Below are 15499 nucleotides of genomic sequence, written 5' to 3'. Positions count from 1 at the left end.
ATGCGTAACGCACTGGCCAGCCTCGGCCAGATGTTGGCGGCGGTGATCGTGGCCGTCTTGGTCGCTTCAGGGGTCTCGGTGGTCTCGCTGATCGCCATCGTCCGGGTCCAGTGGCCCGCGTTTCCGTCGTCGAACCAACTGCACGCGCTGACCACGGTCGGCCAAGTCGGTTGCCTGATCGGGCTTCTCGGTGTCGGCTGGCTGTGGCGGCGGGCGGGCCGGTGGCAATTGGTCGCCCAGCTGGGCGGGCTGGTGTTCTGTTCGGCGTTCAGCGTGGTGACGCTGGGCATGCCGCTGGGAGCGACCAAGCTGTATCTGTTCGGCATCTCAGTCGACCAGCAATTCCGCACCGAGTACCTGACGCGCCTGGCCGACAGCCCCGCCCTGCACGACATGACATATCTCGGGCTGCCGTCGTTCTACCCGCCGGGCTGGTTCTGGATTGGCGGGCGCGCCGCCGCGCTGAGCGGTATGCCCGCCTGGGAGCTGTACAAGCCGTGGGCTATCACCTCGATCACGATCGCCATCGCCGTCGCGCTGGTGCTGTGGTGGCGGATGATCCGGTTCGAGTACGCGCTGATAGTCACGACCGCGACCGCCGCGGTGATGCTGGCCTACAGCTCACCGGAGCCCTACGCGGCGATGATCACCGTGTTGCTGCCGCCGGTGCTGGTGCTGACGTGGTCGGGCCTGCGCGCCGGCCAGCGCCCGTCCCCAAACACCGAACGTGAAGCTGGCCGCACACTCGATGCCGAACGTGAGGCTGGCCGCACACTCGGCGCGGAGGTACCACCCGCCGGTGAGCCGGCGGCGCGAGGCTGGGCCGCGGTGATCGGCGCCGGGCTGTTCCTCGGCTTTACCGCCACCTGGTACTCGCTGCTGTTCGGCTTCACCGCGTTCACGATGGCGCTGATGGCGCTGGTGCTGGTGGTGTCACGTTGGCGGCAGGGCGGCCCGATGGCCGCGCTCGACCCGCTGCGCCGGATCGCCGTCGTCGCCGCCATCTCCGCCGCCATCGCGGCCACCACCTGGCTGCCGTTCCTGCTGCGGGCGGCCAGCAGCCCGGTCAGCAACTCCGGCAGTGCGTTCCACTACCTGCCGGCCGACGGAGCCGAGCTGACCTTCCCGATGCTGCAGTTCTCGTTGCTGGGAGCGATCTGCCTGCTGGGCACCTTGTGGCTGGTGGTGCGAACCCGTCCCCCGCGAGCGGGAGGTGCCCCCACGTCGGTGCGAGCCGGCGCCCTGACGATCGGCGTGCTGGCCATCTACCTGTGGTCGCTGTTGTCGATGCTGACCACGCTGGCGCGCACCACGCTGCTCTCGTTCCGCCTGCAGCCCACGCTGAGCGTGCTGCTGGTCGCCGCCGGAGTATTCGGCTTCATCGAGGCCGCGCTCGCCCTGCGAGCACGCAGCCGCGCCTTCGAAAGAGCAACCGCGCCCGTAGCCGGGGCGATCGGGCTGGCCGCCGCCATCGCGTTCAGCCAGGACATCCCCGACGTGCTGCGCCCTGACCTCACCATCGCCTACACCGACACCGACGGCCACGGCCAGCGCGGTGACCGGCGACCGGCGGGGTCCGAGAAGTTCTACTCCGCGGTCGATGCCGCCATCGTGGGACTCACCGGGCGGCCGCGGGACCAGACCGTGGTGCTGACCGCGGACTACAGCTTCCTGTCCTACTACCCGTACTGGGGTTTTCAGGGATTGACGTCGCACTACGCCAACCCGCTGGCCCAATTCGACCTGCGCGCCGCGCAGATCAAGAAGTGGTCGGACCTCAAGAGTCCCGACGAGTTCATCCGCGCGCTGGACGCCTGCCCATGGCCACCGCCGACGGTGTTCCTGATGCGCCGGGGCGCGAACAACACCTACACGCTGCGGCTGGCCGAGGACGTCTACCCCAACCAGCCCAATGTCCGTCGCTACACCGTGGAGCTGCGGGCCGCGCTGTTCGACGACCCACGGTTCGCCGTGCAAAGCATCGGCCCGTTTGTGCTGGCCATCCGCCGGCCGGCGGCCCAACCGGCGGCAAGCCGCTGATGGCGACCGACACCTCGCGCGAGTTGGCCGAAGAATTACCATCTAGGTCCGTGAAGGGCGCGGGAGGAAGGCAGTGGGCCGCTCGCGTCGTGGCCGTCGTCGCCGGTCTGCTCGGAGCCCTGCTGGCGATCGCTACGCCGCTGCTGCCCGTCAACCAAACCACCGCCCAACTCAACTGGCCGCAGAACGGCACCTTCGAAAGCGTCGACGCGCCGCTGATCGGGTACGTGGCGACCGAGCTGAACATGTCGGTGCCGTGCGCGGCCGCTGCCGGGCTGGCCGGGCCGCAGAACGCCGGCAAGACGGTGCTGTTGTCGACGGTGCCCAAGCAGGCGCCCAAAGCCATCGACCGCGGGCTGCTGGTGCGGCGCGCCAACGACGAGCTGGTCCTGATCGTTCGCAATGTCCCGGTGGTCGTCGCGCCGCTGAGCCAGGTGCTGAGCCCGGCCTGCCAACGCCTGACCTTCACCGCTCACGCCGACCGGGTCACCGCCGAATTCGTCGGGCTGACGTTCGGACCCAACGCCGAGCATCCCGGCTCGCCCCTGCGCGGCGAGAAGAGCGGCTACGACTTCCGGCCGCAGATCGTCGGCGTCTTCACCGATCTTGGCGGTCCGACACCGCCGGGGCTGAGCTTCTCGGCGACCGTCGACACCCGCTACAGCAGCAGCCCGACGTCGCTGAAGATGGCCGCGATGATCCTCGGCGTGGTGCTGACCGCCGTCGCCCTGATCGCGCTGCACATCCTCGACACCGCCGACGGCACCCGGCATCGCCGCTTCCTGCCGTCAAAGTGGTGGTCGATCGGCGCCCTGGACGCGCTCGTCATCGCCGTGCTGGTGTGGTGGCATTTCGTCGGCGCCAACACCTCCGACGACGGCTACATCCTGACCATGGCCCGGGTGTCCGAACACGCCGGCTACATGGCCAACTACTACCGCTGGCTGGGCACCCCCGAGGCGCCGTTCGGCTGGTACTACGACCTGTTGGCGTTGTGGGCGCACGTCAGTACCAACAGCGTCTGGATGCGGCTGCCCACCCTGGCGATGGCATTGACGTGCTGGTGGGCGATCAGTCGCGAGGTCATCCCGCGGCTGGGCCACGCCGTGAAGACCACCCCCGCGGCCGCCTGGACCGCGGCGGGGCTGTTCCTGGCGACCTGGTTGCCGCTCGACAACGGGCTGCGCCCCGAACCGATCATCGCGCTCGGCATCCTGCTCACCTGGTGCTCGGTGGAACGGGCGGTGGCCACCAACCGGCTGCTGCCGGTGGCGATCGCGTGCATCATCGGGGCGCTGACCCTGTTCTCCGGGCCCACCGGCATTGCGTCCATCGGCGCCCTGCTGGTCGCGGTCGGGCCGCTGCGCACCATCATCCACCGCAGATCCAGACAGTTCGGGGTGCTGCCGCTGCTGGCGCCCATCCTCGCCGCGACCACCGTCACCGTGATCCTGATCTTCCGCGACCAGACCCTGGCCGGCGAGCTGCAGGCGACCGCGCTCAAGAGGGCACTCGGGCCCAGCCTGAGCTGGTTCGACGAGCACATCCGGTACGAGCGGCTGTTCATGGCCAGCCCCGACGGATCGGTGGCCCGCCGCTTCGCGGTGCTGGCGGTGCTGCTCGCGCTGGGCATCACGGTGGCAATGTCGTTGCGCAAGGGGCGAATTCCGGGCACCGCGGCCGGACCGAGCCGGCGCATCGTCGGCATCACGATCATCTCGTTCCTCGCGATGATGTTCACCCCGACCAAATGGACGCATCACTTCGGCGTGTTCGCCGGGCTGGCGGGTTCGCTGGGCGCGCTGGCCGCCGTCGCCGTGACCAGTGCCGCGATGCGCTCACGACGCAACCGCACCGTGTTCTCCGCCACCGTGCTGTTCCTGGCCGCATTGTCGTTCGCCAGCGTCAACGGCTGGTGGTATGTCTCCAATTTCGGTGTGCCATGGTCGAATTCATTCCCGGCCTGGCATTATGCGTTCGCCACTGCGCTGCTCGGGCTGACGTTGGTGGTGCTGCTACTGGCGGCCTGGTTCCACTTCGTATCCCCCGAGAACGGTCCCCCGAAGACCCGCAACGGGGCGCGGATGGCGGCAATCATCCAGTCCCCGTTGGCAATTGCCGCGTGGGCACTAGTGACGTTCGAGGTCGTCTCGCTGACGCTGGCGATGACCGGGCAATACCCGGCCTGGTCGGTGGGCCGGTCCAACCTGGAAGCGCTGGCGGGCAAGTCGTGCGGTCTGGCCGAGGACGTCATGGTGGAGCAGGATCCCAACGCCGGCATGCTGACGCCGACGTCCGCCCCGGTGGGTGACGCGCTGGGCGCCGGACTGTCGGAAGCCTTCACGCCCAACGGTATTCCCGCCGACGTCTCGGCCGACCCGGTGATGGAACGGCCGGGCGACCGCAGCTTCGTCAACGAAGACGGCAAGACGACCACGAGCGAGGCCGGCACCGAGGGTGGCACCAGCGCCGCACCCGGTGTCAACGGCTCGCGCGCCCAGCTGCCCTACAACCTCGACCCGGCGCACACTCCGGTGCTCGGCAGCTGGCGCCCCGGCATCCAGGTGCCCGCCATGCTGCGCTCGGGCTGGTATCGCTTACCCGCGCGCGACAAGGTGGGCCCGCTGCTGGTGGTATCGGCGGCCGGCCGGTTCGATCCCCGTGAGGTGCAGGTGCAGTGGGCCACCAACGAGCAGGCGGCCAGCGGGCACTCGGGTGGGTCGTTCCAGTTCTTCGATGTCGGCGCCTCGCCCGCGTGGCGCAACCTGCGGATGCCGCTGTCCTGGATACCCGACAACGCGACCCAGGTTCGCCTGGTCGTCAACGACGAAGACCTGGCGCCGCAGCACTGGATCGCGGTCACCCCGCCGCGGATTCCGCAGCTGCGCACACTGCAGCAGGTGGTGGGTTCGCAGGATCCGGTGTTCCTGGACTGGTTGGTGGGTCTGGCGTTTCCGTGCCAGCGACCGTTCGGCCATCAAAACGGCGTTGACGAAACCCCCAAGTGGCGCATCCTGCCCGACCGCTTCGGCGCCGAGGCCAACTCGCCGGTGATGGACAACAACGGCGGTGGCCCACTGGGCGTCACCGAGTTGCTGGTGAAGGCGACCACGATCTCCACCTACCTCAAGGACGACTGGTCGCGCGATTGGGGTTCGCTGCAACGGCTTACGCCGTACTACCCCAGCGCGCAGCCCGCACGCCTGCAGTTGGGCACCGCGACGCGCAGTGGCCTGTGGGATCCAGCCCCGCTGCGCCGGGGCTAGCTACAGCCCCGGCAGGCAGTTGATGAACGGGATTCACGGCGGCGACGGCGGTCGCGGCGGCGGAAAGCCCTCGATGATGATCGAGTCGGTCGGCGGGCTGTTCTGGTCGAAATACCAAGGGTGACAGACGTTTCGGTCCCAGTTCGGCATGTGCTTCATTACCGGTGAACCCGGGCACCATTGATACGTGCAGCTGTTGGTAGGCGTCGGTACCGTCCCGCCGTCCTGGCACACCATCGGGGCGGGCTGAGCGTGGCCGATTCCTGTGGCCAAGCCCAGCCCGACGACGGCCACGCCGCCCGACAGGACCGCACCGGCAAGCGCTCGCTTCATCTTGTGAGAAGTGTTCATGGCGCAAGTACACCCGGGGATCGCCGCTACCGATCCCAAATCCTCACCGACTGTCGGGAGCGGGTCCCTCGGCGATTTGCCCGTTGGAAAGCTGGTGGTATTGGTGGCAGACGGTCATGTCCCAGGAAAGGCCTACGGACTTGGGCATGGCGTCTCCGGGGCACCAGTAGTGAGGCCCATCGGACGTGGCGAACGCACCCAAGCCCCATCCGGCTGCCGCGATGCCACCCGACACCAGCGCCGCGGCGATCATCCGCGTCCAGTTGTGAGTCAGGTTCATGGTTGGTTCCTTTGCGCTTTTGTCGCCGTCGGCCCGCGACGCTTTCTCTGGTTGGGTTGCCGACGCCGGTAGTTTCACGCGCGCCTCTTGCTGTCTCTTTGCGAGATCCTTGCGAAATTCATGCGACGCTGACCAGGTCTTTTGATAATCGCCGACGATTGCCGCACCGCTATTGGTAAGCGTAGGCTTACGGTTCGTGGCAACTTACCAAACGGGTGGCGATGCGTGGGTCGCGCTGGCGGATCGCACCCGCCGGGCCATCATGGAGCGCCTTGCGCACGGCCCGGCAGCCGTCGGTGAACTGGCCCGGGATCTACCGGTCAGCCGCCCGGCCGTTTCACAACATCTCAAGGTGCTCAAATGCGCCGGCTTGGTACGCGACGAGGCGGCGGGGACGCGCCGCCTCTACCAACTCGACTCGACCGGCCTGCAGGCGCTGCGCGCCGAGCTGGACCGGTTCTGGACCCAAGCCCTGGCCAACTATGCGGCCAAGTTCACCGAGATCGAAGGAGGGGCGTCATGACGCAGGGGCGAAATCCGGAAGTTCAGCACCAGGTCATCGTCAATGCCCCGATCGAGCGCGCGTTCGCCGTCTTCACCGAACAGTTCGGCGACTTCAAACCGCGTGAGCACAACCTGCTGGCGGTCCCGATCGCCGAGACAGTGTTCGAAACCCATGCGGGCGGACACAATTACGACCGCGGTGTCGACGGCAGCGTGTGCCGATGGGCGCGGGTGCTGGCCTACGAGCCTCCACACCGGCTGCTGTTCACATGGGATATCAGTCCGTCCTGGCAGCTGGAACCCGACCAGTCGCGCACCAGCGAGGTCGAGGTGCGCTTCACCGCGGAATCCGAAACGCGCACGCGCGTCGACCTGGATCACCGCCACCTGAACCGGCATGGCACCGACTGGCAGGCGGTTGCCGACGGAGTCGACGGCGAGGCCGGCTGGCCGCTCTACCTGCACCGCTACGTCGGTCTCACCGACGGGGTACCGGAATGACCGTGCCATCGATGATGAGCATGGCCCACGACGAGCGCGCCGACCTCGCGGATTTCCTGACCACTTGAGCCCGCAGGACTGGGAAACACCCAGCCTGTGCTCACGGTGGAGCGTGAAAGACGTTGTCGCGCATGTGGTCAGCTATGACGAGCTCGACAAGCTCGGGCTGCTGAAGCGGTTTGCGAAGGGCTGGGTCGTCCGGGCCAACCAGGTGGGCGTCGACGAATTCGCCCCGCTGAGCACCCAGCAACTGCTCGCATTTCTGCGCAGCCACCTCCAGCCACGGGGACTGACAGCAGGTTTCGGCGGCATGATCGCCCTCGTCGACGCCACGATTCATCACCAGGACATCCGCCGTTCGCTGGGTCGGCCGCGCAGCGTGCCGGTCGACCGGCTCGAGCGAGTGCTCGGCCTAGTGCCGGGCAATCCACGGCTGGGCGCCGGCCGACGGATCCGGGGGCTGCGGCTGCGGGCCACCGATGTCGACTGGACCCACGGCAGGGGGCCCGAGGTCATCGGTCCGGGTGAAGCCCTGCTGATGGCGATGGCGGGGCGTCGCGCGGCGCTAACCGACCTCAGCGGCCCGGGCTGTGCCGCGTTCGCCGCGAGACTGCCCGAATAGCCTTCAGAATGACCGGATTTCGACGGTGAATTCGCGGCTGCCGATTTTGATGTGGTCGCCGTCGCCAAGGGTAACACTGCCGCGGATGCGCCTGCCCTGCACCTCGACGCCGTTGGTGGACCGCAGATCGGTGATCACGAAACCGGTTCCGCTGTCGGTGATCACCGCGTGATAGCGGCTGACATCGTTGTCGTCGAGCACGATGTCGTTGTCGACGAAGCGGCCGATCCGGGTGGTGGCATCGTTGAGCCGATACTGCTTTCCGGCCTTGTCTCGCAACAACACCACGACCGACCCGTCGACGGGGATCGCCGCGGACTCGCCCAGGGGCGCATCGACGCTGACCTTCAGGGTCGTCACCGCCCCTCGGGTGGTGGCCGGGAGTTCCTGGCGCAGGATCCGCTCGTGCAATTCGGTCACGGTCGGCCCGGGATCGATGCCGAGCCCCTCGGCCAGCGCGGTTTTCAGTCGCCGATACGCGCCGAGAGCGTCGGATTGCCGCTCGGTCAGATAGTAGGCGGTCATCAGCTGTGCCCAAAGCCGTTCCCGGTAGGGGTGTTCGGCGGTCAGCGCCTCGAGTTCGCCGACAACGGATTCCGCACGCCCGCAGGCGATTTCGGCCTCAGCGCGGGCGGTGTGGACGGCGACCTTCTCCTCGACCAGCGCCGTGGCGAACGCGTCGACAAAGGCAAACTCCCGCAGGTCGTCGAGCACCGGCCCGCGCCATTCGCTCAGCGCGGCGGACAGGTGACCGCTGGCCTCCTCGAGCCGTCCCGCGGCGGCCGCCTGCGAGCCGGCGGCCTTTGCGGCGGTGAAGCGGCCGAGATCGCAATCCGCGTCGGCGATGCTGAGCTGATAACCGGGTGGCACGCTGGTCAGCACCTGGCCCGCCGGTGCGGTGCGCAGCAGCCGCCGCAGGTTGGACACGTGGGACTGGATGCTGATGCGCGCCGCCGGCACCGGGTCCTTGTCCCAGACCGCGCCGATCAACGCGTCGACGGACACCGGTCGGTTGCGGTTGATCACCAGCATCGCCAACACCGCACGCTGCTTCGGGGCGCCCAGGTTCATCCGGGCGCCGTTGGCGGTTACCTGCAACGGCCCCAACACACCGAACCCGAGACCTGAGTCCGTCATCGCATTGAATGGTTTCAGACCGGGCGCTCAAATGTGCGGATCTTTGAACGTGCCCAGCAGGTCGCGAGACTTTCGCGCGGTAACCCGGCCGCTGCGCGGCCCCGCATCCTCACCCCATAAAGAGACGTCGCTTACCATCGGACCCCGTGCCCCACGACGAGCGACCGCAGCGGATCCTGCGCTTGGTCGCCTTCGCCGCCGGGCTCGCGGGGCTGCTGTTGTGCCTCATCGTTCCGTTGCTCCCGGTCAAGCAGACCACCGCGACCATCGCCTGGCCGCAAGGCACGGTCGACGGGCACGTCACCGAGATCACCGCCCCGTTGGTGTCCGGGGCACCGCGCGCACTCGACATCTCCATCCCCTGCCCGGCGATGGCCACGCTGCCGGCCAGCGGCGGATTGGTGGTGTCGACGCTGCCGACGGGCGGCGTCGACCCGGGCAAGAACGGCCTGTTCGTCCGGGCCGACAAGGATGTGGTCGTCGTCGCGTTCCGGGACACCGTCGCCGCGGTGGCCAAGCGCTCGGCGATCGCCGCGGGCGCCTGCAGCGTGCTGCATGTCTGGGCCGACGGCGGTGCCGCGGGCGCCGACTTCGTCGGCATACCGGGCGCCACCGAGATTCTGCCCGCCGAGAAGAAACCGCAGGTCGGAGGCATCTTCACCGATCTGAAGGTGGCCGCGCAGCCGGGGCTGTCGGCGCGCGTCGATATCGACACCCGGTTCATCACGACGCCGACCACCCTGAAGCAGCTGGTGATGATCGCGGGCGTGCTGGTGGTGCTGGTCGCCATCCTCGCGTTGGCCACGCTGGATCGCCACAGCCGGGGCGGCACGCTGGTCAACTGGCGCTCCCCGGTCGCCTGGCTGTCGCGCTACCGCCCGCGTGAACAGCGGGCCAACTGGTGGCGGATCGGCTGGGCGACCTGGCTGTCCGACGCGGGCGTGATCGCCACGCTGTTGGTCTGGCACGTCATCGGCGCCACCTCGTCCGACGACGGCTACAACCTGACGATCGCGCGGGTGGCCCCGAAGGCCGGCTACGTCGCCAACTACTACCGCTACTTCGGGACCACCGATGCGCCCTTCGACTGGTACCTCTCGGTGCTGGCCAAACTGGCGGCGTTCAGCACCGCGGGCGTATGGATGCGGCTGCCGGCCACGCTGGCCGGTATCGCCTGCTGGCTGATCCTCAGCCATTGGGGGCTGCGCCGGCTCGGGCCCGGCAAGGGCGGACTGGGATCCAACACCGTGGCGGTGCTCACCGGGGGCGTGGTGTTCCTGGCCGCGTGGCTGCCGTTCAACAACGGCCTGCGCCCCGAGCCGCTGATCGCGCTCGGCGTGATCGTCACCTGGATGCTGGTGGAACGCGCGATCGCGCTGCAGCGGCTGGCTCCGGCCGCGGTGGCCATCGTGGTCGCGATGCTGACCGTGACACTGGCACCGCAGGGACTGATCGCCGTCGCGGCCCTGCTGACCGGGGCCCGGGCCATCGCCACGATCATCCGGCGCCGACGGGCGACCGACGGATTACTGGCGCCGCTGGCCGTGCTGGCGGCGTCGCTGTCATTGATCCTGGTGGTGGTGTTCCGCAGCCAGACGCTGGCGACGATCGCCGAGTCGGCCCGCATCAAATACAAGGTCGGGCCGACGATCGCGTGGTATCAGGATTGGCTGCGCTACTACTTCCTCACCGTCGAGTCCAACCCCGACGGATCGATGGCGCGGCGCTTCGCGGTCCTGGTGCTGTTCCTTTGCCTGTTCGGCATGCTGATGGTGTTGCTGCGCCGTGGCCGGGTGCCGGGCCTGGCCAGCGGCCCGGCCTGGCGGTTGATCGGCACCACCGCGCTCGGGCTGCTGCTGCTGACGTTCACGCCGACGAAGTGGGCCGTGCAGTTCGGCGCGTTCGCCAGCCTGGCCGGGGCGCTCGGCGCGATCACCGCGTTCGCCTTCGCCCGGATCGGTCTGCACAGCCGCCGCAACCTGACGCTGTACGTGACCGCCCTGCTGTTCGTGCTGGCGGTCGCGACGTCGGGCGTCAACGGCTGGTTCTACGTCGGCAACTACGGGGTTCCGTGGTTCGACATCCAGCCCGTCATCGCCAGCCATCCGGTGACGACGATGTTCCTGGCGCTGTCGATCGTGACCGGACTGCTGGCCGCCTGGCTGCACTTCCGGATGGACTACGCCGGGCACACCGAGATCAAGGAGAGCCGGCGTAACCGCGTCCTGGCGTCCACTCCCCTGTTGATCGTCGCGACGATCATGGTGCTGGGCGAGGTCGGCTCGCTGGCCAAGGGCGCGGTGTTCCGCTACCCGCTTTACACCACCGCCAAGGCCAACCTGGCCGCGCTGGAGCCGGGGCTCTCGAAGACCAGCTGCGCGATGGCGGACGACGTGCTGGCCGAGCCGGACCCCAATCTTGGCCTGCTGCAACCTGTTCCGGGGCAGACATTCGGACCTGACGGCCCACTCGGGGGCGTCAACCCGGTCGGATTCAAACCCGACGGGGTGGGTGACGACCTGAGGTCCTACCCGGTGGTGACCAAACCCGGAGTGGTGAATTCCGACGCGTCACCCAACAAGCCCAACGCCGCGATGAGTGATTCCGCGGGCACGGCCGGCGGGAAGGGCCCGGTCGGGGTGAACGGCTCGAACGTCGCGCTGCCCTTCGGCCTCGACCCGGCCCGCACCCCGGTGATGGGCAGCTACGGCGAGAACTCGCTGGCGGCCACCGCCACCTCGTCCTGGTACCAGCTGCCGCCACGCACACCGGACCGGCCCGTGGTGGTGGTCTCGGCTGCGGGCGCCATCTGGTCGTACAAAGAGGACGGCACCTTCACCTACGGGCAGTCGCTGAAACTGCAGTGGGGTGTCACCCGCCCCGATGGCACCACCCAGCCGCTCGCGGAGGTACAGCCCATCGACATCGGGCCCGAGCCGGCGTGGCGCAATCTGCGCTTCCCGCTGACCTGGGCGCCGCCGGAGGCCAACGTGGCCCGCATCGTCGCCTACGACCCGAACCTCAGTGAGGATCAGTGGTTCGCGTTCACGCCGCCGCGCGTCCCGGTGCTGCAGACCCTGCAGCAGTTGATGGGATCGCAAACGCCCGTGCTGATGGACATCGCCACCGCCGCGAACTTCCCGTGCCAGCGGCCCTTCTCCGAACACCTCGGCGTCGCCGAACTTCCCGGCTTCCGCATCCTGCCCGACCACAAGCAGACGGCGTCGTCGTCGAACGGGTGGGAGGCCAGCGAGACCGGCGGGCCGTTCCTGTTCACCCAGGTGATGCTGCGGACGTCGACGATCTCGACCTACCTGCGCGGCGACTGGTATCGCGACTGGGGATCGGTCGAGCAGTATTTCCCGCTGGTGCCGAGTGATCAGGCGCCGGATGCCGTGATCGAACAGGGTGTGATGACCGTGAACGGCTGGAGCCGCCAAGGACCGATTCGGGCGCTGCCATGAGCGTCGTCCTCGACAGGCCCGCCGAAGCCGCCGCCCGTGACGACATCCGGGTGACCCGGTGGGTCGCCACGATCGCCGGATTGATCGGCTTCGTGTTGTCGGTCGCGACACCGCTGCTGCCCGTCGTGCAGACCACCGCGATGCTGAACTGGCCCCAAAACGGGGATGGGCACGACCAGCTGAATAGCGTTACGGCTCCGCTGATTTCACTGAGCCCGGTCGACGTGACGGCCACCGTGCCGTGCGACGTGGTGCGCGGCCTGCCGCCCGAGGGCGGCGTGGTGCTGAGCACCGCACCTAAGAAGGGGAAGGACGCGGCGCTCAACGCGCTGTTCGTCGTCGCCAACGCCAAGCGCGTCGACGTCACCGACCGCAACGTGGTGATCGCCAGTGCGTCGCGCGAGCAAGCCGAGTCCGATCAGTGCCAGCGCATCGAGATAACCTCCACGCGCGCAGGCACTTTCGCCACCTTCGTCGGGCTGACCGACCCGGCCGGCAAGCCGCTCGGCGGCGGATTCAACGACCCTAACCTGCGCCCGCAGATCGTCGGGGTCTTTACCGATCTGACCGGCCCCGCGCCGCCGGGGCTGAAGTTCTCGTCGACCATCGACACCCGGTTCTCCACCACCCCAACGACACTGAAGCTGCTGGCGATGGTCGGCGCGATCCTGTCGACGATCGTCTCGCTGATCGCGCTGTGGCGACTGGACCAGCTGGACGGTCACCGGATGCACCGGCTGATCCCGACTCGCTGGAAGAAATTCACCCTCGCCGACGCCACGGTGATCTTCGGCTTCCTGCTGTGGCATGTGATCGGGGCGAACTCCTCGGACGACGGCTACATCCTGGGCATGGCCCGGGTCGCCGATCGCGCCGGCTACATGTCCAATTACTTCCGCTGGTTCGGCAGCCCGGAAGACCCGTTTGGTTGGTACTACAACTTGCTGGCGCTGATGACCCACGTCAGCGATGCCAGCCTGTGGATGCGACTGCCCGACTTGATCGCCGGGCTGGTGTGCTGGCTGTTGCTCTCGCGTGAGGTGCTGCCCCGGTTGGGGCCCGCGGTGACGTCGAGCACGGCCGCGAACTGGGCGGCGGGCCTGGTGCTGCTGACCGCGTGGATGCCGTTCGACAACGGGCTGCGGCCCGAGCCGATCATCGCGGTCGGTTCGCTGATCACCTACGTGCTGATCGAGCGCTCGATGTGCGCGTCTCGGCTGACCCCGGCGGCGCTCGCGGTGATCACCGCGGCCTTCACGCTGGGCGTGCAGCCCACCGGTCTGATCGCGGTGGCCGCGCTCGTGGCCGGTGGACGTCCGGTCCTGCGCATTCTGGTCAAGCGACATCGCCTGGTCGGCACCTGGCCGCTGGTGGCCCCGATCCTGGCCGCCGGCTTCGTGATCCTCACTGTGGTATTCGCCGACCAAACGCTGTCAACGGTGTTGGAAGCCACCAGGATTCGCACAGACATCGGGCCCAGCCAGGCCTGGTACACCGAGAACTTGCGCTACTACTACCTGATCCTGCCCACCGTCGACGGTTCGCTGTCGCGCCGGTTCGGGTTTTTGATCACCGCGCTGTGCTTGTTCACCGCGTTGTTCATCATGTTGCGGCGCAAGCGCGTTCCCGGCGTCGCCCGCGGCCCGGCCTGGCGGTTGATCGGTGTCATCTTCGGCACCATGTTCTTCCTGATGTTCACCCCGACCAAGTGGGTGCACCACTTCGGGCTGTTCGCCGCGGTGGGCGCGGCGATGGCGGCGCTGACGACGGTGCTGGTGTCGCCGAAGGTGCTGCACTGGTCGCGTAACCGGATGGCGTTCCTGGCGGCGCTGATGTTCGTGCTGGCACTGTGTTTCGCCACCACCAACGGTTGGTGGTACGTCTCGAGCTATGGCGTGCCGTTCAACAGCAGCATGCCGAAGGTCGGCGGAATCTCAATCAGCACAATCTTTTTCGCCTTCTTCGCGATCACCGCGGTGTACGCGGCCTGGTTGCATTTCGCCGACCCGAGCCATGGCGAGGGCCGGCTGGCGCGAGCGCTGACGGCGGCACCGATACCGCTCGCGGCCGGCTTCATGGCGCTGGTGTTCGTGGCGTCGATGACGGCCGGCATCGTGCGCCAGTACCCCACCTACTCCAATGCCTGGGACAACCTGCGCGAGTTCAGCGGCGGCTGCGGGCTGGCCGACGACGTGCTCGTCGAGCCGGACAGCAACGCCGGCTTCATGACGCCATACCCCGGAAGCTATGGCCCGTTGGGCGCGCTAGGTGGTCTCGACCCCACCGGATTCAGCGCCAACGGCGTCCCGGAACGCACACTGGCCGAAGCGGTTCGGGAGACGGCAGTGCCGCAGCCCGGTACCGATTACGACTGGTACGGGCCGACCAAGCTGACGGCGCCGGGCATCAACGGCTCACTTCTGCCGTTGCCCTACGGGCTGGACCCCGCGCGGGTTCCGGTAGCCGGGAGCTACACCAGCGGCCCGCAACAGCAGAGCCGGCTCACCTCGGCGTGGTACCAGCTACCGAAGCCGGACGACGGGCACCCGCTGGTGGTAGTCACCGCGGCAGGCGCGATCGCCGGCAACAGCATCCTGCACCACCACACCGGCGGGCAGACCGTGGAATTGGAATTCGGCAAGCCCGGGCCCGATGGCGCCGTGCTCCCGGCCGGCCGGCTGGTGCCCTACGACCTCTACGGCGAGCAGCCGAAGGTGTGGCGTAACCTGCGCTTCGCGCGCTCCCAGGCGCCGTCCGACTCGATTGCGGTGCGGGTGGTGGCCGAGGATCTTTCGCTGACGCCGGACGATTGGATCGCGGTGACCCCGCCGCGGGTGCCGGAGCTGCGCTCGCTGCAGGAGTACGTCGGTTCGACGCAGCCGGTGCTGATGGACTGGGCGGTCGGGCTGGCGTTCCCCTGCCAGCAGCCGATGCTGCACGTCAACGGCGTCACCGAGATTCCGAAGTTCCGCATCACGCCGGACTACAACGCGAAGAAGCAGGACACCGACACCTGGCAGGACGGCGTCAACGGCGGCCTGCTGGGCATCACCGACTTGCTGCTGCGAGCCCACGTCATGTCGACCTACCTGTCCCACGACTGGGGCCGCGACTGGGGATCGCTGCGAAGGTTCGAAACCATCGCCGACGCCCAGCCCGCGCAGCTCGACCTGGGCACCGCGACCCGCACCGGATGGTGGTCGCCCGGCCAGATCCGGATCAAGCCATAAATAGGCCGCACGAAACCGCTTGCATTGCGACGGTTTGTTAATTGCGAAACGCAATTTGTCACCGGTCAAATAAATCGTATTAATTGCCGTTCAAGTAATTCGAG

The 15499-nt window shown here is 68.1% G+C and carries 9 protein-coding genes and 1 pseudogene; 7 read left to right on the top strand and 3 right to left on the bottom strand.

Annotation, left to right across the window (positions count from 1 at the left end; all coding sequences use genetic code 11):
• Positions 1-2040 carry a galactan 5-O-arabinofuranosyltransferase gene (locus G6N54_RS19665; protein ID WP_163791529.1) on the top strand — a complete coding sequence of 680 codons (2040 nt, stop codon included), beginning with the start codon at positions 1-3 and terminating at the stop codon, positions 2038-2040.
• Complete coding sequence (locus G6N54_RS19660) at positions 2040-5306, top strand: arabinosyltransferase domain-containing protein (RefSeq protein ID WP_163791528.1); 3267 nt, start codon at positions 2040-2042, stop codon at positions 5304-5306. The genes G6N54_RS19665 and G6N54_RS19660 overlap by 1 nt, the downstream gene beginning before the upstream one ends.
• A 33-nt stretch (positions 5307-5339) precedes the next feature.
• Here the strand turns inward: G6N54_RS19660 and G6N54_RS19655 are convergent, their stop codons facing one another.
• Together G6N54_RS19655 and G6N54_RS19650 are read right to left on the bottom strand one after the other, a co-directional pair.
• Complete coding sequence (locus G6N54_RS19655) at positions 5340-5657, bottom strand: hypothetical protein (protein WP_163791527.1); 318 nt, start codon at positions 5655-5657, stop codon at positions 5340-5342.
• A 43-nt stretch (positions 5658-5700) separates the two neighbouring features.
• Entirely contained in the window at positions 5701-5937 is a 237-nt protein-coding gene (locus tag G6N54_RS19650; protein ID WP_163791526.1) for a hypothetical protein, read from the bottom strand.
• A gap of 196 nt (positions 5938-6133) precedes the next feature.
• Here G6N54_RS19650 and G6N54_RS19645 point away from each other — a divergent pair, with 196 nt between their 5' ends.
• The 3 genes and pseudogenes from G6N54_RS19645 (at position 6134) to G6N54_RS19635 (ending at position 7564) form a co-directional block, all read left to right on the top strand.
• Positions 6134-6460: an ArsR/SmtB family transcription factor gene (locus tag G6N54_RS19645; protein WP_163791525.1), complete on the top strand. Its 327-nt coding sequence runs from the start codon at positions 6134-6136 to the stop codon at positions 6458-6460.
• Positions 6457-6942 carry an SRPBCC family protein gene (locus tag G6N54_RS19640; protein ID WP_163791524.1) on the top strand — a complete coding sequence of 162 codons (486 nt, stop codon included), beginning with the start codon at positions 6457-6459 and terminating at the stop codon, positions 6940-6942. The genes G6N54_RS19645 and G6N54_RS19640 overlap by 4 nt, the downstream gene beginning before the upstream one ends.
• Positions 6939-7564: pseudogene (locus tag G6N54_RS19635) on the top strand (maleylpyruvate isomerase family mycothiol-dependent enzyme). Before G6N54_RS19640 ends, G6N54_RS19635 begins: the two are co-directional and overlap by 4 nt.
• Before the next feature lie 3 nt (positions 7565-7567).
• Here the strand turns inward: G6N54_RS19635 and G6N54_RS19630 are convergent.
• Positions 7568-8701, bottom strand: coding sequence for a BTAD domain-containing putative transcriptional regulator (locus G6N54_RS19630; RefSeq protein ID WP_163791523.1), 1134 nt, complete (start codon positions 8699-8701; stop codon positions 7568-7570).
• Positions 8702-8847: 146 nt separating this feature from the next.
• Here G6N54_RS19630 and G6N54_RS19625 point away from each other — a divergent pair, with 146 nt between their 5' ends.
• Positions 8848-12165 carry an arabinosyltransferase domain-containing protein gene (locus tag G6N54_RS19625; RefSeq protein ID WP_163791522.1) on the top strand — a complete coding sequence of 1106 codons (3318 nt, stop codon included), beginning with the start codon at positions 8848-8850 and terminating at the stop codon, positions 12163-12165.
• Positions 12162-15395 carry an arabinosyltransferase domain-containing protein gene (locus G6N54_RS19620; protein ID WP_163791521.1) on the top strand — a complete coding sequence of 1078 codons (3234 nt, stop codon included), beginning with the start codon at positions 12162-12164 and terminating at the stop codon, positions 15393-15395. Before G6N54_RS19625 ends, G6N54_RS19620 begins: the two co-directional genes overlap by 4 nt.
• Positions 15396-15499: the final 104 nt, after the last annotated feature.

It is taken from the genome of Mycobacterium stomatepiae (assembly GCF_010731715.1).
Lineage (GTDB): Bacteria > Actinomycetota > Actinomycetes > Mycobacteriales > Mycobacteriaceae > Mycobacterium > Mycobacterium stomatepiae.
Note: the sequence above shows the minus strand (reverse complement) of the source record. Positions and strands in the feature narration are given on the sequence as shown.

What these genes read in the sequence shown, in the direction of transcription:
- G6N54_RS19655 (WP_163791527.1), bottom strand. Translation starts at nt 5,657, where the DNA reads ATGAACACTTCTCACAAGATGAAGCGAGCGCTTGCCGGTGCGGTCCTG.
- G6N54_RS19630 (WP_163791523.1), bottom strand. Translation starts at nt 8,701, where the DNA reads ATGACGGACTCAGGTCTCGGGTTCGGTGTGTTGGGGCCGTTGCAGGTA.
- G6N54_RS19620 (WP_163791521.1), top strand. Translation starts at nt 12,162, where the DNA reads ATGAGCGTCGTCCTCGACAGGCCCGCCGAAGCCGCCGCCCGTGACGAC.
- G6N54_RS19640 (WP_163791524.1), top strand. Translation starts at nt 6,457, where the DNA reads ATGACGCAGGGGCGAAATCCGGAAGTTCAGCACCAGGTCATCGTCAAT.
- G6N54_RS19650 (WP_163791526.1), bottom strand. Translation starts at nt 5,937, where the DNA reads ATGAACCTGACTCACAACTGGACGCGGATGATCGCCGCGGCGCTGGTG.
- G6N54_RS19665 (WP_163791529.1), top strand. Translation starts at nt 1, where the DNA reads ATGCGTAACGCACTGGCCAGCCTCGGCCAGATGTTGGCGGCGGTGATC.
- G6N54_RS19660 (WP_163791528.1), top strand. Translation starts at nt 2,040, where the DNA reads ATGGCGACCGACACCTCGCGCGAGTTGGCCGAAGAATTACCATCTAGG.